The 20,744-nt window shown below is 67.6% G+C and carries 15 protein-coding genes; 8 read left to right on the plus strand and 7 right to left on the minus strand.

All coding sequences use genetic code 11. From position 1 onward, the window contains the following. Positions 1-18: 18 nt before the first annotated feature. Complete coding sequence (locus CCUG20998_RS14655; protein WP_020729263.1) at positions 19-1,644, plus strand: DUF389 domain-containing protein; 1,626 nt, start codon at positions 19-21, stop codon at positions 1,642-1,644. 22 nt (positions 1,645-1,666) lie between these two features. Here the strand turns inward: CCUG20998_RS14655 and CCUG20998_RS14660 are convergent, their stop codons facing one another. The 4 genes from CCUG20998_RS14660 to cobN all read right to left on the minus strand — a co-directional run bounded on the left by CCUG20998_RS14660 (position 1,667) and on the right by cobN (position 8,360). Next, positions 1,667-3,358: a threonine/serine exporter family protein gene (locus tag CCUG20998_RS14660; protein WP_020729264.1), complete on the minus strand. Its 1,692-nt coding sequence runs from the start codon at positions 3,356-3,358 to the stop codon at positions 1,667-1,669. A 40-nt stretch (positions 3,359-3,398) separates the two neighbouring features. After that, positions 3,399-4,277, minus strand: coding sequence for a type 1 glutamine amidotransferase domain-containing protein (locus tag CCUG20998_RS14665; RefSeq protein WP_020729265.1), 879 nt, complete (start codon positions 4,275-4,277; stop codon positions 3,399-3,401). A 10-nt stretch (positions 4,278-4,287) separates the two neighbouring features. Continuing rightward, on the minus strand, positions 4,288-4,677 hold the full coding sequence (locus CCUG20998_RS14670; protein ID WP_020729266.1) for a PPOX class F420-dependent oxidoreductase: 390 nt from the start codon (positions 4,675-4,677) through the stop codon (positions 4,288-4,290). 110 nt (positions 4,678-4,787) lie between these two features. Beyond that, positions 4,788-8,360 carry a cobaltochelatase subunit CobN gene (gene cobN, locus CCUG20998_RS14675; RefSeq protein ID WP_020729267.1) on the minus strand — a complete coding sequence of 1,191 codons (3,573 nt, stop codon included), beginning with the start codon at positions 8,358-8,360 and terminating at the stop codon, positions 4,788-4,790. Positions 8,361-8,416: 56 nt separating this feature from the next. Between cobN and CCUG20998_RS14680 the strand changes: the two genes are divergently transcribed. Further along, entirely contained in the window at positions 8,417-8,617 is a 201-nt protein-coding gene (locus CCUG20998_RS14680; protein WP_015355697.1) for a hypothetical protein, read from the plus strand. 3 nt (positions 8,618-8,620) lie between these two features. On the opposite strand, the gene CCUG20998_RS14685 is transcribed toward CCUG20998_RS14680, so the two are convergent. Next, on the minus strand, positions 8,621-10,162 hold the full coding sequence (locus CCUG20998_RS14685) for a molybdopterin-dependent oxidoreductase (protein ID WP_036455712.1): 1,542 nt from the start codon (positions 10,160-10,162) through the stop codon (positions 8,621-8,623). Positions 10,163-10,323: 161 nt separating this feature from the next. On the opposite strand from CCUG20998_RS14685, the gene CCUG20998_RS14690 reads away from it, so the two are divergent. Beyond that, positions 10,324-11,151 (plus strand): SDR family oxidoreductase, encoded by an 828-nt coding sequence (locus tag CCUG20998_RS14690; RefSeq protein ID WP_020729269.1) that lies wholly within the window; start codon positions 10,324-10,326, stop codon positions 11,149-11,151. Next, entirely contained in the window at positions 11,148-12,044 is an 897-nt protein-coding gene (locus tag CCUG20998_RS14695) for an oxygenase MpaB family protein (RefSeq protein WP_020729270.1), read from the plus strand. The genes CCUG20998_RS14690 and CCUG20998_RS14695 overlap by 4 nt, the downstream gene beginning before the upstream one ends. A gap of 86 nt (positions 12,045-12,130) precedes the next feature. Here CCUG20998_RS14695 and CCUG20998_RS14700 read toward each other — a convergent pair whose 3' ends face one another. Beyond that, complete coding sequence (locus CCUG20998_RS14700; RefSeq protein WP_020729271.1) at positions 12,131-12,877, minus strand: adenylate/guanylate cyclase domain-containing protein; 747 nt, start codon at positions 12,875-12,877, stop codon at positions 12,131-12,133. 126 nt (positions 12,878-13,003) lie between these two features. Here CCUG20998_RS14700 and CCUG20998_RS14705 point away from each other — a divergent pair, with 126 nt between their 5' ends. From CCUG20998_RS14705 to CCUG20998_RS14720, 4 genes are all read left to right on the plus strand, one after another. Further along, positions 13,004-16,213 carry an AAA family ATPase gene (locus CCUG20998_RS14705; protein ID WP_038579833.1) on the plus strand — a complete coding sequence of 1,070 codons (3,210 nt, stop codon included), beginning with the start codon at positions 13,004-13,006 and terminating at the stop codon, positions 16,211-16,213. An 85-nt stretch (positions 16,214-16,298) separates the two neighbouring features. Beyond that, entirely contained in the window at positions 16,299-17,408 is a 1,110-nt protein-coding gene (gene cobG / locus CCUG20998_RS14710; protein ID WP_020729274.1) for a precorrin-3B synthase, read from the plus strand. Positions 17,409-17,425: 17 nt separating this feature from the next. Then, positions 17,426-18,052: a precorrin-8X methylmutase gene (locus CCUG20998_RS14715; protein WP_012394735.1), complete on the plus strand. Its 627-nt coding sequence runs from the start codon at positions 17,426-17,428 to the stop codon at positions 18,050-18,052. Then, the gene (locus tag CCUG20998_RS14720) at positions 18,049-19,518 is read left to right on the plus strand and encodes a precorrin-2 C(20)-methyltransferase (protein WP_020729275.1); all 1,470 of its coding nucleotides are present in this window, start codon (positions 18,049-18,051) and stop codon (positions 19,516-19,518) included. The genes CCUG20998_RS14715 and CCUG20998_RS14720 overlap by 4 nt, the downstream gene beginning before the upstream one ends. Here the strand turns inward: CCUG20998_RS14720 and CCUG20998_RS14725 are convergent. After that, positions 19,515-20,741, minus strand: a complete 1,227-nt coding sequence (locus CCUG20998_RS14725; protein WP_020729276.1) for a class I SAM-dependent methyltransferase — start codon at positions 20,739-20,741, stop codon at positions 19,515-19,517. The genes CCUG20998_RS14720 and CCUG20998_RS14725 overlap by 4 nt on opposite strands. Positions 20,742-20,744: the final 3 nt, after the last annotated feature.

The following is a 20,744-nucleotide window of genomic DNA, read 5'->3' on the forward strand; positions in this document are numbered from 1 at the left end:
CGATAGGCGACCCGACTGATGACGGTGGAGCTGCCCCCCAAACCGATGCTGACCGAAATTCCCGGCCGCAGCGCCGTGGGCGAGTCCGATGACCGGGCCACAACCGACCCCAAGGGCAGGGCGGTTCCCTGGCGACCAAAGCTATTGCCGGTCGAGGACCGTCGCTCGATCATGGACACGCTGATGGTGACGCTGTCGGGCGGGGCGCTGTGGCGCTTCGCGGCCCTGATGGTCCTGTCCAGCATGGTCGCCTCGATCGGCCTGCTACAGAATTCCGCGGCCGTCGTCATCGGTGCGATGATGATCGCCCCCTTGATGGCCCCGATCATGGGGATAGCCGCCTGCCTGATCATGGGATGGGGACACCGGCTGCTGCGTGGACTGGCGCTGGTAGCGGTATCGGCCATGGTTGCCGTCGGGGTCGGATGGATCACCGCCACGTTGCTGCCCGCGACCGGCACCGGTCTGCCCAGCGAGGTTGTCGCCCGCTCCAGCCCGGACATCCGCGACCTTCTGGTCGCGATGGGTGCCGGCGCGGTCGGAGCGCTGGCCACGGTGCACAAGAAGATCTCTGCGGCCCTGCCGGGCGTCGCGGTCGCCGTCGCGGTCGTTCCCCCGCTGGGCGCGGCCGGTGTCCTGCTCGGGCGCGGACAGCCACAGTTGGCCCGCGGTGCCGTCATCCTGTTTTCGACGAACCTCGTCGGCATCGTGGTGATGGCGGCGGTGGTCTTCCTGCTGAGCGGACTGGTCCCGCTCCGCAAGTTCCGCACCCACCGCCGCCAGATCGTTGCGTCGCTGGGTTTGGCGGCGGTCAGCGCCGTGGCGGTTGCCACGATCCTCACCCCGCGGTTCATCGCGCTTACCGGCCACGCCCGTGATCTCGAGATCGCCACCCAAACGCTGACCGACATGCTCAGTCCGGGCAGCGTGCTCAGCCACATCACCGCCACGGGCAGCACGGTCCGAGCCGACATCACCAGCCCCACCTCGCCCCCACCGGTGCAGACCGTGGCCGCCAGTCTCAGCCGGGCCCTGGGGCACCCAGTCACCGTGGAGTTGAGCTGGATTCCGGTGCGCGATCCCGAGCACAGTCGCCCGGACACACCCCAGCCACCGCTGAACGAACTGGGCCCGGTGATCCGAAGCTGGCTGGGTGCTCAGTCGTTGACCCTGCAAGGGCTCAGCTACGAGTCGGGGACGCTGGTGGTTTCCACCGCCGGGCCATTTCCACCGAAACGGGCCGAGGAGCTGACGTCGCTGATCGACTCGCGGTTCAACTACCGCATCCCGATCAGCCTGGCCTGGACTCGCACCTCAGGCCCAGCCAAGTCCGATGGCACTCAGGCCGCGCTGGATACCGCGCGCACAACCGCGACCGCCTGGGCCGCCAAGAGACCGGACGTCGCGGTGTTGAGCACCAATGGCACCGCCAGCGCCATCACCATCACCCTGATCGGCCAAACCCAACCGGAAGTCGACTCGTTGGAAGCCGACCTGCAGACCGCCCTGCCGCAGTCCACCATCACCATCCAATGGATTTCCGGCGGCGTGCTGGTCGTCGCCACGCCCACCCCCGAACCCACGCCGGCTCCGGCACCAGAGCCCGATCCGACGCCCGCAAAGGTGTCCGCCTCGACGCGCTGACCGAGACGGCCGGCGAGGACGGCTAGGACTCGTCCCGGTGACCACCGTGACCGCCGTGACCGCCGTGCCCCCCGGTTCGGTCGTTGTCCTCGGCGGCGTCGGAGTGGTCGGTCGACGCCGGCTCGAGCGCGACACTTCGCGATTGTTGGCCGCGGGTGTTGGTCGACTGCGCGTTCTTGGTCGGTTCCAGGCGCACCACTCGGCCGACGGCCCGACGTAGTCCGGGCGGACCCTCGATCCGCAACAAATGACCGATCCGTCCGGCGCGATACCGCAGTGGTGAGCCGACGAACTCACCCAGCACTACCCCACTGCCCAAGGCGAGCGCGGTCGCCGCCGCCGACAACAACTGGCTTTGCGCCTCATCGAAATGCGAGTCGGCAGCGAAGTAGAAGACAGCGCGGAAAACCGCCAGACCGGGCAGCATCGGCACGATGCCCGCTGTGGCGGTCACCAGCGCGAGGGCTTGACGGCGAATGGAGATCAGGGTCGCCAGAAAACCGACCCCGACCGCAGCGATCCCGGTGGCGATCACCTGACCGAAACCGGCTGTGCCAAGACCGATCAAGACCAGGTCGGCGAGTCCGGCCGCGAACCCGGCGGTGACGGCCGACCGCAGCGGCGCGTAACTCGCCACGGTCAGGCATGCCCCGGCCAGCATGGCTCCGAGCACCGTGAGCAGGATCGGCAGCGGCCCCTGCGGAACGACGAACCCGCCACTCCCATGGACACGCAGCTCGATCTCGACGCCCGCGGTCTTGGCGATCTGCAGGCCGGCAAGGATGCCGACGACGATTCCCGACGTCAGGAACAATGCCTCGCCGATCCGGGCAACCGCGGTGACCATGTAGCCGGTTATCGCGTCCTGCATCGCACCGACCAGCGTCAATCCGGATAGCAGCATCACGATCCCGGTGGCCACCAGGGCCGCCAGCCCCTCACCGGTGAACAGATAGGCCGCCACCGCGACCAAGGTCGCGACGGCCGCTCCGGTCACCCGCTGGAAGAAGTACGGGGTCCCGATCCGGTTCAGCACCCGGCCCAGTCGATCGATCGTCGCGGCGGTCAGCGCGGCGATGGCGCAGGTCCGCCAGTTGGCTCCCAGCATCATGGCGATGCCGAGGGAAAAGCCCGCCCAGCAGACGGTCGCCAGCCAGCGCGGGTATGGATGCGGCCGTTGGGTCAACTCGTCCATGGCTTCGTGTGCCTCGTCGACGGTGACCCCACCGGCAGTGATCTCCTGGACCAGCCGGTCCAGTTCGGCCAGCCGGGTGAAGTTGGTGGAGCGGGTCCGCACCGAGCGCACGATGGTGACCGGCGCACTCTCCGCGGTCGGCAGGGCCGACACGATGATCGTGGTGACCGTGATGTCGACGACGCAGTCGGTGATCTGATACGCCTGAGCCACGTCGTTGGCGGTGGCGACGACGTCGGCGGTACCCGAGCCGGAGGACAACATCACCTCGGCTAGTCGAATGGTGAGGTCCAAAACCTTGCGGACGTGCTGATCACCCATACCGCTCGAGGTCCGGCTGCGCTGTCCGGCGACAGGCACCGGGTCGCGCCGCCCGCGCAGCGCGATCCGCAGCCCGCGCCGCGAGCCGGCCACGCCATCCAATCGATCCTGCACCCCAGGCAGGATACTGATTTTTGAGGGTGAACCTCGGACCGCGAACACAACCGCCACGACCGTCAGCGGGGCCAGCCCGCCCATGGTGGCCGTCCGTAGCTCGAGTCCGCCGCGCTAGCGCAGGTCAAGACCCCGCATCGGGGTGCGGCGAGCTCAATTTCCGCGACAACACCTGCGCAAACGTGTGCGTATCACCTGGCCAGCGCGCTGACACGTAGCCGCCGTCATCGACCACAAACGCCGGCCGCGAGTCGGTCGCGGTGTCACGCACCATGCCGGAAGTCTTGAGCCACCGGTGCGGGGCAGTGCGAGCAACATCACAGAATTCGGTGGGATCTTCAAGCGCGCGGGTGACTTCCGCCTGCACCGACATGTATCCGCGGGCCTGGCCCGGCTCCTCGGTATAGGTGCGGTAGTAATCGGGATCCCAGCGGCGGGTGCGGCGGGTGAGCTGCCAGGCCCGCCGCTCCAACGCCCAGGTCAGTGCGGTCGTCCGGCGCCCGTAGAGCACCGATCTGCCGGTAGCCGGATCGATGCTGCGAGCGGCGAGCAAGACGCCATGACAGATCGCGGCCACGATCCGCCCACCCGCAAAGGCCTCTACCACCAGCCCCTGCAGTGTCTGGCTGTCGATGTAGCTGCGCATTCCGCGGGCCCGGTGCCCGCCCGGAAGCAGCAGTGCGTCGACCCCGGCCAGAGTGGCTTGTGCCCAGTTGAGGGGGTGCTGGAACTCGACCGACTGCCGCATCAGTGCATAGCAGCGGCGACCGTCTTTGTTGGCTCGAAGCATCCGACCCATGAGCGAGACGGAACCCAAGATGGGAAGCGCCGACCAGATGTCCAAACCTCGGCCGCTCACCATGATGTCGTCGGCGATCCCCGCAGCACCGCTTTCGGTGGCAAAAATGACCCGATGGCCGTCTTGGGTCAGCACGCGCCAGCTGACCGCAACCTCGGTGGGGTCGAAATCACGGTCCGGGATCGGAATCAGGACGGTGCCCATGCGGTCGGCCCTAGGCCACCCTGAGCTCGAGTCCGACGTTGTTGTCCATGCCGCCGCGCAGTTTGCTGAATAGGTTGAAGACCTTGCCCACGATGCCGTAGCGCTTGCCGATCGCGTCGTACACGGCCGCCGTTTGCGACTTGTCCAGGATGGCGGCGGTGCCTTCGACGGCCTCGCTCTTCGGGCGACCGCGCATGTCGCAGATGGCCAGCGTGACCCGCGGTGTGTTGCGGATCCGCTTGACCTTCCACGACTTTCCCTCGGTGATCACCAGCAGGCGGTCACCTTGGTCACCGTCCAAAGCGGCCCAGACCGGCACCGGCTTGGGCCGGCCGTCCTTGGTGAAGGTGGTGAGCAGGATGTATTGCGCCTTGGCCAGGTCAGCGAACGTGGGTGTCACGCTGTCAACCTACCGCGGGCCGGTTCCCCTAGCTCGCGAGCAGACACAGAATCGCACTCGGAGGGCTAGCCGAGTGCGATTCTGTGTCTGCTCGCGCCGGGGGCGGGGGGCTACCCCTCCAGATCACCCTCGGTTTCCAGTAGCGCCTGGCGCAGACCGTCGAGCGTCTCGGGCTGCGGCTGAGCCCACATCCCGCGCCCGGCCGCCTCCAGCAGTCGCTCGGCCATGCCGTGCAGCGCCCAGGGGTTGGACTCCGTCATGAATTTGCGGTTCTCCGGGTCCAGCACATAGCGCTCGGTGAGCTGCTCATACATCCAGTCGGCCATCACCCCGGCGGTCGCGTCGTAGCCGAACAGGTAATCGACGGTCGCCGCCATCTCGAAGGCGCCCTTGTAGCCATGCCGGCGCATGGCGGCCATCCAGCGGGGATTGACCACCCGCGCCCGGAACACCCGGGTGGTCTCCTCCGACAGTGTTCGGGTGCGGATCGCGTCGGGGCGGGTGTTGTCGCCGATGTAGGCGGCCGGCGCTTGGCCGGTCAGGGCACGCACGGTGGCCACCATGCCGCCGTGATACTGGAAGTAATCGTCGGAGTCGGCGATGTCATGTTCTCGGGTGTCGGTGTTCTTGGCGGCCACGGCGATGCGCCGGTATTGGCGGTTCATGTCGTCGACCGCTTCGCGGCCCTCCAGGTCGCGTCCGTACGCGAATCCGCCCCAGGCGGTGTACACCTGCGCCAAGTCGGCGTCGTCGCGCCAGTTGCGGCTGTCGATCAGCTGCAGCAGCCCGGCGCCATAGGTTCCCGGTTTGGAGCCGAAAATCCTTGTGGTGGCTCGCCGTTGGTCGCCATGCTGAGCCAGGTCGGCCTGCGCGTGCGCGCGTACGTAATTGTCTTCGGCCGGCTCATCGAGTTCGGCCACCAGCCGCACGGCATCGTCGAGCATCGTCACCACGTGCGGGAATGCGTCGCGGAAGAAGCCGGAGATCCGCACCGTCACGTCGATGCGCGGCCGGCCCAGCTCGGCCAGTGCAATGGGAGTCAGGTCCACCACGCGCCGGGACGCCTCATCCCATACCGGCCGAACGCCCAGCAGCGCGAGCACTTCGGCGATGTCGTCACCGGCGGTGCGCATCGCCGAGGTGCCCCACACCGACAGCCCTACCGACTGCGGCCACCGCCCGTGGTCATTGCGGTATCGAGTCAGCAGTGAATCCGCTAGCGCCGCACCGGCTTCCCAGGCTAGCCGGGAGGGTACGGCCTTGGGGTCCACCGAGTAGAAGTTACGTCCGGTCGGCAAGACGTTGACCAGACCGCGCAACGGCGACCCCGACGGACCCGCGGCAATGAAGTGTCCGTCCAGGGCCCGTAGCACCTGGTCGATCTCGGCTTCCGTCCCGGCCAGCCGCGGCACCACTTCGGTAGCGGCGAACCGCAGCACCGCCGCCACCTCGGGATTGTCGGTGATCTGTTCGACGGCAGCGCAATCCCAGTCCGCGGCCTGCAGCGCGGCCACCAGACCACGGGCGGCCGCCTCGATCCGGTCCACTGCCGCACGCTCGTCGGTGCCGTCCTCGGCCAGGCCGAGTGCCTGGCGCAAACCGGGTAGCGCCTGCGCACCGGCGAACAGCTGGCGGGCCCGCAGAATGGCCAGCACTAGATCGAGTTCGGTCTCCTCCGTTGGCTTTTGCCCGAGGATGTGCAGGCCATCGCGGATCTGGACATCCTTGATCTCGCAGAGCCAACCATCGACATGCAGCAGCATGTCATCGAAGCAGTCCTCTTCCGGGCGCTCGGTCAGCCCTAGGTCGTGGTCCATCTTGGCGGCCCGGATCAGCGTCCAGATCTGCTGACGGATGGCCGGCAGCTTGGCCGGGTCCAGCGCCGCGACGTTGGCGTGCTCATCGAGCAACTGCTCCAGCCGGGCGACGTCACCGTAGGTTTCGGCGCGGGCCATCGGCGGGATGAGGTGATCGACCAGAACCGCGTGTGCCCGCCGTTTTGCCTGGGTCCCCTCACCGGGGTCGTTGACCAGGAACGGATAGATCAACGGCAGATTGCCCAGCGCGGCATCGGATCCACACGCCGCCGACATGCCCAGCGTCTTGCCCGGCAACCATTCCAGATTGCCGTGCTTGCCCAGGTGCACCACCGCATGAGCCCCGAAGCCCGCATCCAGCCAGTGGTAGGCGGCCAGATAGTGATGACTCGGCGGCAGGTCCGGGTCGTGGTAGATCGCCACCGGGTTTTCCCCGAAGCCGCGTGGCGGCTGCACCATCAACACCAGGTTGCCCGACTGCATCGCGGCGATGACGATTTCGCCATCCGGATCATTGCTGCGGTCGACGAACAGCTCCCCCGGCGGCGGACCCCAATGCTGGGTCACCGCATCGGTCAGCTCGGATGGGAGCGTGCCAAACCAGCGCCGATAGTCCTTGGCGGATACCCGGATCGGGTTACCGGAAAGCTGACCTTCGGTGAGCCAGTCCGGATCCTGGCCGCCGCGCTCGATCAGCGCGTGGATCAGCGCGTCGCCATCGGCCGCTTCGACACCGGGTAGCTCGCCCACCTGGTAGCCACGTTCGCCCATGGCTCGCAGCAGCGCCACCGCGCTGGCGGGGGTGTCCAAGCCGACCGCGTTGCCGATGCGCGCATGCTTGGTCGGGTAAGCCGAGAACACCAACGCGACCCGTTTGTCGGCGGGGTCAACGCCGCGCAGTCGCGCGTGCCGCAGCGCCAGGCCCGCGACCCGGTCGCAGCGCTCCGGATCGGCGACATAGGCGATCAGGCCGTCGTCGTCGATCTCCTTGAACGAGAACGGAACTGTGATGATGCGGCCGTCGAACTCCGGTACCGCGACCTGAGTCGCGACGTCGAGCGGGGACAGTCCGTCGTCGTTGGCGCACCATTGCGCCCGCGGGCTGGTCAGGCACAGCCCCTGAAGGATCGGAATATCCAGGGCCGCGAGGTGTTCCACGTTCCAGCTGTCGTCATCGCCGCCGGCGGATGCGGTTGCCGGCTTGACCCCACCGGCGGCCAGCACGGTGACCACCATGGCATCGGCACTACTCAGCGTTGTCAGCAGCTCCGGCTCGGCGGTGCGCAACGAGGCGCAGTACACCGGAAGCGCACGTCCGCCCGCGGCCTCGATCGCCGCGCACAACGCCTCCACATAGGCGGTGTTGCCGGCCAGGTGTTGCGCGCGGTAGTACAGCACGGCAATGGTGGGACCGGTGCTGCCGGCATCCGGTCGCCGCAGCACCCCCCAGGACGGGATGGCAACCGGCGGGCCGAAACCAACGCCCGTCATCAGCACGGTGTCGCAAAGGAACGAGTGCAACTGGCGCAAGTTGTCCACGCCCCCCTGCGCCAGGTAGATGTGCGCCTGCAGCGCGATACCCGCCGGGACCGAGGAGCGGTCCATCAACTCCGCGTCGGCGGCCTGCTCGCCGCTGACCATGACCGCGGGGACGCCGGCGGCCAACACGGCCTCGATGCCGTCTTCCCAGGCCCGGTAGCCGCCGAGAATCCGCACCACCACGATCGCGGCGTCGGTTAGCAGGTCCGCCAGCTCCAGCTCGGACAGCCGTGCCGGGTTGGCCCACCGATAGGCCCTGCCGCTGGATCGGGCACAGATCAGGTCGGTATCCGACGTCGACAACAGCAGGATGGTCGGCTCAGCCACCAGTCATTCGTACCGCAGCGCCCTCATGGCGACGAATCGGCACGTAGGGTTCCCATATGAGCAGGGGTTTCGTCGTTACCTTCGCGGTCGGGCTGATCATCGCGCTATTCGGGTCGATCTGGGCGCTGCAGGGATTCGGAGTGCTCGGCGGCAGCCCGATGAGCAACACCACCACCTGGTCTGTCATCGGGCCGATCACTGCGCTGGTCGGCATAGTGATCGCGGTGATCAGTTGGCGCAGGATGTCGTCTAAATAGACCTCACTTGTCCACCACGGTGAAGGTCACCGTGTGCCAGCCGGTAGCGCCATCGGGAACCGGATCGGCCCGATCTTCGGTTTGCACCGCCCCGGTGTTGTCGATGGCCCGCACAGTAATGGTGTGAGTCCCAGGGCTTTTGGCCTGCCAAGGCAAACTCCACAACCGCCACGTCGCATTGGAATAACTCGCGCCCAGTTCAGCGCGCTGCCACCCGCCGTCCCCGATACGGACCTCCACGGCCCGCACGCCACGATTCTGCGCCCATGCGACACCGCCGAACACCACGGGCCCCACCGGCACCTTCTGACCTCTTTTCGGCACATCGATCCGCGACTCGGTCTTGATCGGCGCCCGCGCCGCCCAGCCCTGCCGCGTCCAGTACGCCTTGGCCCTGTCGAACCGGGTCAGCTCCAGCTCGACCACCCATTTGGTTGCCGACACGTAGCCGTAAAGTCCGGGCACCACCAGGCGGGCGGGGTAGCCATGCTCGACCGGCAGGGGCTGGCCGTTGAGGCCCAGCGCCAGCAGCGCTTCACGGCCGTCGGTGAGGGCCTGCACCGGAGTACCGGCGGTGAACCCGTCGATTGAAGTCGAGAGCACCATATCGGCGTCTTTGTGCACACCGGCGGCCGACAACAGATCCGCGACCCGGTATCCCGTCCAGATGCCCGTTGAAATGAGGTTTCCACCAACGGGATTGGATACGCAGGTCAGTGTGGCCACCGTTTCGACCACGTCGAATTGGGCGAGGTCGTCGAACGTGTAGCTGATTTCGCGGTCCACCATGCCGTGAATGCGCAGCCGCCAGTCACCGCGGCTGAGTTGCGGCACAACAAGTGCGGTGTCGATCCGGTAGAAGTCGGCGCTAGGTGTGATGAAGTCCGGGAGCGCAACACCTTTCGGTTGCACATCGGCCGGTATTGGCGGCGCCGTTGTTCCTGGCTGTGGAAGGGTGAAGGCCTTGCGGTCGGCCGCCACCGAATGCGCCAGGCGCGCGAGGACCGCACCCGTCACCCCGGTGACGACTCCGAATCCCAGCAAGCCCAACATGATCAACCTGCGCCTGCCGGCATCCGACTGGTCGCCGCTGCCGTTCGGATCCTCTGCGTCGGGCCAGAACCGGCGCATCAGCACGCGCAGCAGCAGCACACCGCAGGCGGCGCCGGCGATGGTGGGAATCGTGTCCAGGAGGGTCCCACCCTGGCGCGACAGCACGGCGGCGCAGCCGAGAACACCCGCCGCGGCGATCACGGCGCTGCCGAGCGGGCGGCGCTGGGTCTCGAGGGTCCCGGCCAGCGCCGCCAATGTCGCGATCACTACGAGCACCACGATGGCCAGGAAGGGTTTGTCCAGTGGACCGAGGGCCTGGATCGCCCACTCTTTGATCGGCCCCGGGGTGATATCGATGACCGCAGAGCCGACCGCCGTGCGTGCGTCGGCGCGCGTCCCAAACGGGATGCTGACCACCTGGGCGACACCGAGCGCGACGGACGCAGCGGCAACCCCGGCAAGCATCCGCTCGTTCGCCGAGGGCCCCACCATCCCAGCGACTCTACTCGCGCCGCTCGCTGCCAGCGCAAAAGTTCCGCCGCACAAGCAAACCAGCGCATTCGGCACGTTGCGTCGGCCACTGGCGGCGCCGATGCGGATCCCTCCGTTGATGTGGGTTCCTGGGGACAGTCGCCAAGTCGTACCGTGTAGCGATGACATCTTCGGTTGCCGGAAAAGTCGTCGCCATCACCGGTGGGGCTCGCGGAATCGGTCTGGCTATCGCCACGGCGCTACAGGGCTTGGGCTCCAAAGTCGCGATCGGCGACATCGATGAGTCCACGGCCAAATCATCCGGCGACCGGCTCGGGCTGCCGCTGGCCTGCGGATTGGATGTGACAAACCGGCAGTCGTTCACCGCTTTCCTCGACACCGTCGAGGACAAGTTGGGGCCACTGGATGTCCTGGTGAACAACGCCGGTTTGATCTCGGTGGGCAGCGCGGTCGATGAGCCTGACGATGCCACTCACCGCCTGTTCGACGTGAACGTCCACGGCGTCATCCTCGGCACCAAGTTGGCCACGCAGCGGATGCTGCCCCGACGCCGCGGGCACGTCATCAACATCGGCTCGGTGGGCAGCATGCTGCCCACCGAAGGCATCGCAACCTACTGCGCCACCAAGCATGCCGTGCTCGGCTACACCGACGCGGTCCGAATGGAAAACCGCGGCAAGGGAGTCCATTTTTCGGTGATCATGCCGACGCTGACCAATACCGAAATGGTCGCCGGTGTCGGACATGCGAAGGGCTTCAAGAATGCCGAGCCGGAAGACGTCGCGCGGGCGGTCGTCGGCGTGATTGCGAAGCCGGAACCCCATGTGGCCGTGCCTCGTTCGCTGGGTGTGACGCTGTGGGCGCAGCGTCTGATGCCGTTGGGCCTGGCGGAGGCGCTTGGCCGCGCGCTGGGGTCCGGGCGCGTTTTCACCACCGATCTGCGACGCGACCAGCACGACGTCTACACCCGGCGGACCGGCATTTCGTGACCCCGGTGAACGCTCGCGTCGACCTGGGGCCCGAGTCGCTGCTCTGGCGCTGGGCGGGCGACATGCGAATCGCTTTCGAGGGCGGTACGGCGGGTCTGATGCAGACGATGCATCCCGCGATCGGCCAAGGGCTCATCGACCACTCGAACTTTTTCGACGATCCGGTCGACCGGGTATTCCGTTCACTGCCCGGCATTCTCGGCACCATCTACGACGGACCCGACGCGGACGCGACCGGGATCAGGGTGCGCGACTTCCACCGCGACATCAAGGGCCAACTGCCCGACGGGCAGCGCTACCACGCACTCAAACCCGAGACGTACTGGTGGGCACACGCCACCTTCCAGATGATGGTGCACCGGCTCGCCGAGCACTGGGATGTCCACCGGCTGACCGATCGCGAACGCGAACGCCTTTACCTCGAGGGCTGCGAATGGTACCGGCGATACGGCATGACCGACTCGGTGCTGCCCCCGACGTTGGCTGATTTCAACCGTGAATACGAGCGCTACTGCACCGAAGTGCTGCAGCCCAACGCTGCTTCGGATTTTCTGATCGAGTTCATCCAGCGCACGGCGATCCCCGACATGAGCACCTCGCCGGATTATCCGAGCACTCCGCTGCTGCGCCCGATCATGGACGCCCTGCTGCCCACGATGCCGGTTCGCACCGCGCTGGCAACGCCGATGCGCCTGGTCATCTTTGGCGGTCTGCCTCCGGTTGTGCGGGAGCGCTTCGGGATTGGGTGGTCCGGCGTCGACGAGGCAAGCTATCGCGCGTTGCGGACCACCATCAAACAAGGTTGGCGCACCGTGCCCGCGTCGCTGAAGTGGCACGACACCGCGCGCCGGAGCTGGCTTCGTGAGCTGGGCCGCATTCCACGCCGGTTCTAGCCGGGGGCAGCGCAGCACCGTGCTTCGCCGGGACCGACCACCCGCGACAACCGCTAGTTGCCGATCTGGGCTCCGCCGTTCCCGATTTACCCGGTCCGCTCCCCCAGCACTCGAAAGTGGGTGATCGGCGCATCGATTTCCGCCATGGCCACAGCTGCGCACCCCTCCAAGTCGAAATGGTCACGCACCAGGGCCGCAACGGTGTGCGAGACCACCGCGGCGCCCGGCGGCGCCTGGCCGGACACCCGGGTAGCAACGTTGGCGGCCAGCCCGTAAACGTCGTCTCGAGTGATGTCGGAATACACCAGCCCGCGATGTACCCCGGCTCGCACGGCGATGCCCACGCCGAATCGGCGTTGCGCGTAGTCGCTGAGCTTGCTGACCTCTCGGGTGATCTCCAAGCTCGCCCGCACGGCACGGTGCGCGTCGTTGTGCTGCCCCGCCCGATGCCCGAAAACCACCAGCAGCCCATCCCCCTTGGTCGAGGCGATGCGCCCGTCATGGCGGTCCACGATTCGCTGGACCAGATCGCGGTAGCCGCCCACCAGTAGCCGATACGGTTCGGGATCTAGCCGGGTCGACAGCACCGTGGAGTCGACCAGGTCGGCGAACACGATCGTCAAGCGCCGGATCTTGCCCCCGTCGCCCGGGGCCGCCGCCAGCACGCCCTGGGCCTCGATGTTTCCTCGTTCGACCGCCAGCACCTGCTGCGCGAGGGCATCAGCCACACCACGGTCGCCCCGGTTGAGGGCCAGCACGGCGCGGTCCAGCAGCTCGTCGAGCGACCCAGCGGCGCGGTTGGGTTGCTCGGGGCGCGGCTGACCCTCGCTCACGCCAATATCGTGTCACCTACCCGCATCGGCGTGAAGTAGCGCGATCGGGCACCCGGCGTGGGAGCAGCGCGGCCCGGGGCATTTTCCTTCCCCGATCACCCGCCGACGGTGACACGATTGTTGGCGATGCCCGACTCCAGGCCGCGCGGTGCGGCGAACGACGACGTCGACCATCCTGCTGGGACGTCGATCGATGAATTGCTGGATCAGGCGGTAGCGGCGATCAACCGTGGTGATCGAGGTGCCGCCAGTGAGCTGGCCGGGCAGGTGCTTGCCGTCGACTTGGGCAACGCCGATGCCGAGGATCTGCTGACGCTGCGCAGCACCGGCGGTGAGATCCGCCGCTTGACCATCCTGTTCGCCGACCTGGTCGATGCCACCATTCTTTCGACCCGACTGGAGCCCGGTAGCTACGGGCTGTTGGTGGGCCGCTATCGAGACCTGGTGCTGGACATCGTGAACCGGTTTGGCGGCCACATCGGCTCGCCGAAGGGCGAGGGGCTGCTGGCGGTATTCGGCTACCCCCAAGCCCATGAGGATGATGCGCGCCGCGCCGTGTGGGCGGGTTTGGAAATCAGCCACCAGGTGGCCCGCCTCGGTGAACAGCTGCGCCGCCGCGTCGGGAGTCAGCTTGCGGCCCGGGTGGGGATTCATCGCGGGCTCGTCTATCTGGACACCGGCCAAGACGACGTCTACGGACTCGGTGCCAACCTGGCCGCGCGCGTGGCGGGCCTGGCCCCGCCCGGAGCGGTCGTGGTCTCCGACGTCGTTGCGCCGTTGCTTCAGGGCGCCTTCGAGCTGCTGCAGTGCCCGGCCGCGGCGGTCAAGGGAGTCGTGGAGCCGATCGCGCATCACCGGGTACTGGGCGAGCGGGAGACTCCTGCCAGATCCACGCGGGGGCCCCTGGTGGGGCGCGACCGCGAGGTCGCGCGGCTGCAAGAGAACTGGGCAGATGTTCAGGCCGGCACTCGCGCCACTGCCGGGCTGGTGTTGTGGGGCGAGCCGGGGATCGGGAAGTCCCGGTTGGCGGCCGCGGCCGCCGGGATCGCCGAGAACTCGGGGGCGGTGGTGCTGGAGTTGGCTGGATCGTCGCTGCACACCGACGCCGGTCTGCACCCCATCCGCACCTTGCTGGAACATCGCAGCGGCATCAGCCGGCTCACCCCGCAGGACGAGCGGCTACGGCTGCTGGAAGCCGAGGTCAGCGCTCGTGGCCTGGATCCGCTGAGCACGGTGCCGCTGTTGGCGCCGGTACTGAGCATCGCGCCCGAGTACGGATATCAGCCGGCGCCGGCCGAAGGCCGCCGGCTCTACGAACTGATCAAGCAAGCGGTGCAGGACTATGTGCTGGCCAGTGTGGGTGATCGCGCCGGACTGGTGATTGCCGAAGACGCGCACTGGTTCGACCCGTCGACCATCGAGATGCTCGGCTCATTGCTGGCCAACGGAACCGGTCGACTACTGCTGGTAATCACCGGACGCCCCGGAGACTGGCTTCCGCGGCAGTGGCCGGTCGAAGTGATCGAGTTGAAGCCATTGACCCAGGAACAGACCGACACCCTGATCGACGCTCTGGATCCCGGCCTGTCCTCAGACGATCGCGCGGCGATAGCTGGCCGTTGCGACGGCGTGCCGTTCTACATCGAGCAGGTCGTCACCGGCCTGCGCACCAGCGGAGTTCCGGAGGGCCTCTACGAGCCCCTGCTGGCCCGGCTGCGCGCGAGCGCCAACGTCGTCCCGGTCGTGGAGGCCGCCGCGCTCATCGGCCGCCACCTGGATCGTGGCTTGTTGACCTCGGTGGTCGACCTGAGTGACGAGGCGCTCGACGATGTCCTGGGCGAACTCGAGGATGCGCAGGTGTTCGAGCCGTGGGGTACCAACGGCTGGCGATTCCGCCACGAGTTGCTTCGCGAGGTGGCCGCGGAGTTGGCACCGCCCAGCGTGCGCCGCGAACTGCATTCCAAGGTGGCCAACGCCTTGATCGGCGGGGCGGGCGGCGAACCCGACTGGCAGCTGGTGGCCGCACACTACGAGCGGGCCGAGAACCACGGCGGGGCCGTATCGGCGTACCAGCGGGCATCCACCGCTGCCAGACGCCGCGGCGCCGTCGGCGAGGCCCGCGGCTACCTGACAAACGCACTCACGCAGATCGATCGACAGGGGGCCGAGCGCGCCCGCGATCTGCGGGAGATGGCGGTGCGGCTGGAACGGGGGTTTCTCGCCAGCGTTGCCGAGGGCCCGCTCAATCGCGCCACCGCGACCGACTTCGAGTGCTGCCTGCGGTTGGGCGGGGCCGAGGTCCGTGATGACGAGGTCTTCGAGACGTTGCTCGCCCTGGCCGGGTATTACTTCGCGGTGGGCGACCTGGCCCGCTCTACCGGAGTATTCGAGGCGTTACGCGCTGGCCTCACCGATGGGCGGGAGTTCTTCGGGTTGTTGATCAGGATCTGTCTCGGTATCGCGGCGTGGCTGCGCGGTGCGTTTGCCACCGCGGGCCCGCAGATACAGTGCGCCGCCGAGGAGTTGCTGGCCGCAGACCAGCACACAATCGAGGCCATGTGGTTCGCGCCGACAGATCCGCTGACCATGGCACACGGTGTGCTGGCTCTCGATCGGATCGCCCACGGCGATCTGCGCGCGGCACAGGCCCAGGTTGCTCAGGCCGCCCGGCGGGCTGACGGACTCAGCTTCCCGCACGGGCCCTTCAGCGTCGGCTTTGCGCGGTTCTTCGAGATTTGGGTGGACGTCGAAGCCCACCGGTTCGACCACGCCGCGGCGGCGGCCTTCGGCCTGATCGACCACGCCCAGCGGCACGGGTTCGAGGTGTGGGCGCTGTGGGGTAGGGCGCTGCGGGCCACGGTCGACGCGCTGGCATCGATTGGGTCGGATGACCCGGCCGTGATCGGCGCGAGCATCGCGCGCGCAACCGAATTGGTGCAGACCGTTCGCGCGGCCGGTTTGACGGTGTACATCACCCTGTTCGAGGGTGCACTCGGGCAGGCGCTGGCCGCCGCTGGGCATCGCGAGCAGGCCCGCGCCCGCTTGGAAGAGGCGATCGCGCTGGGCCGTAGCACCGAAATGTGCTTCTACGAAGCCGAATTGTTGCGGCTGCGCGCCCATACCCAGGACGACCCCGCCACCCGTAGGTCGGAGCTGGCCGCCGCCCTGGACCTTGCCCGCCGACAGGGCACCCCGCTCTACGAATTGCGCGCCGCACTTGATGATTTCGAACTACGCGGGGGGCCCGCCCGCCAGGCGCTCGTGGAAGCTTTCAACCGGATGCCCACCGATAGCCCGCTGCCCGAACTGGCGCGTGCTCGCCGCATGCTGGCCTGAGCCGCTGCGTGGGTGACCCCACTTTCGGGGCCGCACCCGGAGTCGGTTGATACGGCGCTCTTGCTGCGTCCCGTACCGTGAGCAGGTGACCCGTGCGCGTGATGCCGACGCCTGTCCGGGTGCGCTGCAGGTGCATCAGGCCGCCGACGGCGCTCTGGTCCGGGTTCGGTTGCCCGGCGGCCGGCTCACCGCCGACCAGTTGGCGGCGCTTGCCCGCGCCTCCAACGAGTTGGCATCGGCAACGCTGGAGCTGACCGCCCGCGGCAACCTGCAACTGCGCGCGATCACCAACGTGATGGCGGTGGCCGACGCCATTGCCAATGCCGGGCTGTTGCCGTCACCCACCCATGAGCGGGTCCGCAATATCGTGGCCTCGCCACTGTCTGGCCGCGTCGGCGGGCTGGCCGACGTGCAGTCGTGGGTCGGCGAGCTGGATGCCGCGATTTGCGCCGAACCCCTGCTGGCGCAATTGGGCGGCCGGTTCTGGTTCAGCATCGACGACGGGCGCGCCGATGTGTCCGGGCTGGGTGCCGATGTGGGTGTGCACGTGTTGGCAGACGGATGCGCGGTGCTGCTGGACGGGCGTGACACCGGTGTCCGGCTGGCCCCCGACGACGTGGTGCCAACCCTCACGGAGCTGGCCGTGAGATTCACCCAGATGCGCGGAAAATCCTGGCGGGTAAACGAATTGATCGATCCGAGCGTCCTGGTTCCCGGCGCCGCGCCGGGCTCGCGATTTCCGGCCGTCACCAAGGCTCCGGTGGGCTGGATACCGCAACAGGACGGCCGCGTCACGCTGGGCGCTGCGGTGCCGCTGGGGATTCTGCCCGCCCGCGTCGCGGAGTTCCTCGCCGCGATCGAAGCTCCGATAGCGATCACCCCGTGGCGATCGGTGCTGGTATTTGATCTCGATGAAGCCATCGCCGACACCGCACTGCGGGTGCTGGCACCGCTGGGGTTGGTGTTCGACGAGAACTCTCCCTGGCTCAACGTCAGCGCGTGCACCGGCAGCCCCGGCTGCGCCAGCTCGGCCGCCGATGTTCGGGCCGATGCGGCGCAGTCGGTGCGTATCGAAGCCGCAGCTTCCGGGGTGCACCGGCACTTCGTCGGCTGTGAACGAGCGTGCGGGAGCCCACTGGCGGGCGAGATAGTGGTAGCCACCGCGCAGGGCTACCGGCTGCTGCGAAAAGCCTGACGTCTTAGGGTGAGCGAGTGCTCGACTACATCCGTGACGCCGCGGAGATCTATCGACAGTCGTTCGCGACCATCCGCGCCGAGGCCGATCTGAGTCGGTTTCCCGCCGATATCGCACGGGTGGTGGTGCGGCTGATCCATACCTGCGGGCAGGTCGATGTCGCCGAGCACGTGGCCTACACCGCTGATGTGGTCACCCGGGCCGGGACCGCGCTACGCGATGGCGCCCCGGTGTTGTGTGATTCCTCGATGGTGGCGGCTGGGATAACCGTCGCACGGCTGCCCGCCGACAATCAGGTGGTGTCGCTGGTCGCCGATCCCAGGGCGGCCGGGCTGGCCGCGCGTCGCGAGACGACCCGCTCGGCCGCCGGGGTGGAGCTGTGGGCGGATCGGCTGGCCGGCGCGGTACTGGCGATTGGCAACGCACCCACCGCCCTGTTCCGGCTACTCGAGTTGATCGACGAGGGGGCGCCAGCACCGGCCGCGGTGCTGGGCGGTCCGGTGGGCTTCGTCGGCTCGGCCCAGTCCAAACAGGAACTCATCGACAGGCCGCGCGGCATGTCCTATCTGGTGGTAGGTGGCCGCCGCGGCGGTAGCGCCATGGCCGCGGCCGCCGTCAACGCGATTGCGAACGACAGCGAATGACCGATCGGGGCACACTGTGGGGTGTCGGGCTGGGGCCCGGTGATCCAGAGCTGGTGACGGTCAAGGCCGCCCGGGTGATCGGCGAGGCGGATGTGGTGGCTTACCACAGCGCCCGGCACGGCCGCAGCATTGCCCGCGGCATCGCGGAACGGTATCTGCGGCCCGGCCAGATCGAGGAGCATCTGATCTATCCGGTGACCACCGAAACCACCGATCATCCCGGCGGTTACGCCGGCGCGCTCGAGGACTTCTATGAGCAGGCCACCGAGCGCATTGCCGCGCACCTCGATGCCGGGCGCAACGTGGCGCTGCTCGCCGAGGGAGACCCGCTGTTCTACAGCTCATACATGCACCTGCACACCCGGTTGACCCAGCGGTTCGACGCCGTCATCGTGCCGGGGGTGACCTCGGTGAGCGCCGCCTCCGCGGCGATCGCCACCCCGCTGGTGGCCGGCGACGAGGTGCTGTCGGTGCTGCCCGGCACCCTGCCGGTTGCCGAGCTGACCCGTCGCCTCGCCGACGTCGACGCGGCCGTGGTGCTCAAGCTGGGACGTTCGTATCACAATGTCCGCGAAGCACTTTCGGCTTCCGGCCAGCTCGATGACACGTTCTACGTGGAGCGAGCCAGCACGCCGGGGCAGCGCGTGTTGCCAGCCGCCGACGTCGACGAAGCCGGCGTGCCCTACTTTTCGCTAGCCATGCTTCCTGGCGGCCGCCGGAGCACGGCGGTCGCCGGCACCGTTGCCGTGGTCGGATTGGGCCCCGGCGACACGGACTGGATGACGCCACAGAGCCGCCGGGAGCTGGCACGGGCGACCGACCTGATCGGCTATGGCCCCTACCTGGACCGGATTTCGGTCCGTGACGGCCAGCGGCGTCATCCCAGCGACAACACCGACGAACCCGCCCGAGCCCGGCTGGCCTGCTCGCTGGCCGAGCAGGGGCGCGCGGTGGCGGTGGTGTCTTCTGGCGACCCGGGCGTGTTCGCAATGGCCACTGCCGTGCTCGAGGAGGCCAAACAGTGGCCGGGGGTGCCGGTTCGGGTCATTCCCGCGATGACGGCGGCCCAGGCCGTGGCCAGTCGGGTCGGCGCCCCGCTGGGACACGACTACGCGGTGATCTCGCTGTCGGACCGGCTCAAGCCGTGGGAGGTGATCGCGGCACGCCTTGGCGCTGCCGCCGCGGCGGACCTGGTGCTGGCGATCTACAACCCGGCATCGAAGACTCGGACGTGGCAGGTCGGCGCGATGCGAGAGCTGCTGCTGCAACATCGGGACCCAGGCACTCCGGTGGTGATCGGCCGCAATGTTTCCGGACCCGATGAGGATGTCCGCGTGGTGCGCCTGGCCGACCTGAACCCAGCCGACGTCGACATGCGCTGCCTGCTGATCATCGGCTCGTCCCAAACCCAGTGGTATGCCGTTGATTCGACCGACCGGGTGTTCACGCCCCGCCGCTACCCCTAGCCGGCTGGGCCGGTATTGAGCGCCACCGCAATGAAATCCAGCCGCCACAGCGACTTGAAGAGGTGGCGGCCGAACTCTTCGAGTTCGGCGATGCCGCCCCCGGGGCCCTCGCCGCTTTGCGCGACACCGGCCGCGATTTCTCCAATGGTGCGACGGCCGTCGACGTTGCGTAAGAAGGCCAGCTGCTCTGGCTTGGGCGTCATCTGGAAACCGGGCCAGATCATTTCGTTGCCCGATACCGCACAGCGCGTCCGCAGCACCGGAACGTAGTCCAACGCGTCTGCGGCCGAAAAGTCAATCGTGTACGACTCTTTGGGCCGATCCGGGTGGCAGGCCATGAACAGATGGACGCCGTTCAATGTTTCCACGCGCTCCATCACCGACCACAGTTTCGGCTCCGGCAACGCGTTCACCGCCGCATAGAACTTGCTGTTGGGCACGAAGAAGTCGTGCGGATAGTACGGTGTCTTCTGAAACCAGCCCTGGAATACCAGTCCGGCGTCCGCGACGAGGTCGACGCACTCCTCCACGGTGTAGCTGCGTTGGCGGCCGTGCAGAAAGGTATCGACCAGGGCGGCATCGGAGGTCAGGTCCCGAGCCTTTTTCAGATAGTTCTGAACCGGATGGTAGGGCGGCATCAGAGCGATGGCTTCCTTGACCATCGTCACCGAAGCGTCGTCCTGGCCCAGACCCAGGTCGCGGAAAACCGAATCCAGCAGATCGACGCCGATGCGACCGTACTTGCCGTACAGCATCGCCGCGACCACTCCATCGGAGCGCAGGCAACCGGCCAGCGCCTTCATTCCGGTCAGCGGATCTGCCATGTGGTGCAGGACGCCGCTGGATACCACGAGATCGAAGTCACGTCCCAGCGTGCGCAGGTCTTCGATTGGCAGCAAATGCAACTCGAGGTTGGTCAGCCCGTACTTGTCTTTCAGATACTGCTGATGATCCAGTGAAGTCTGACTGACATCGACGGCGACGACCTTCGCCGATCGATTCGTGAACGCGAAAATAGCTGCCTGGTTGGTTCCGCAGCCGGCGATCAAGATATCGAGATCGGGCTGGTATGCCCGGTCCGGCCACAGAATCCGGTGGGAGTACACCGGATCGAACCACTCCCAGTTGGCTGAGGTCCATGCCGGCAAATCCTCGATGGGATGCGGGTAGACCCACCGCTGGTACTGACGAGAGACGATGTCGGCACGCGGATCGTCGTTCACTTC

It is taken from the genome of Mycobacterium marinum, assembly GCF_003391395.1.
Taxonomy (GTDB): Bacteria; Actinomycetota; Actinomycetes; order Mycobacteriales; family Mycobacteriaceae; genus Mycobacterium; species Mycobacterium marinum.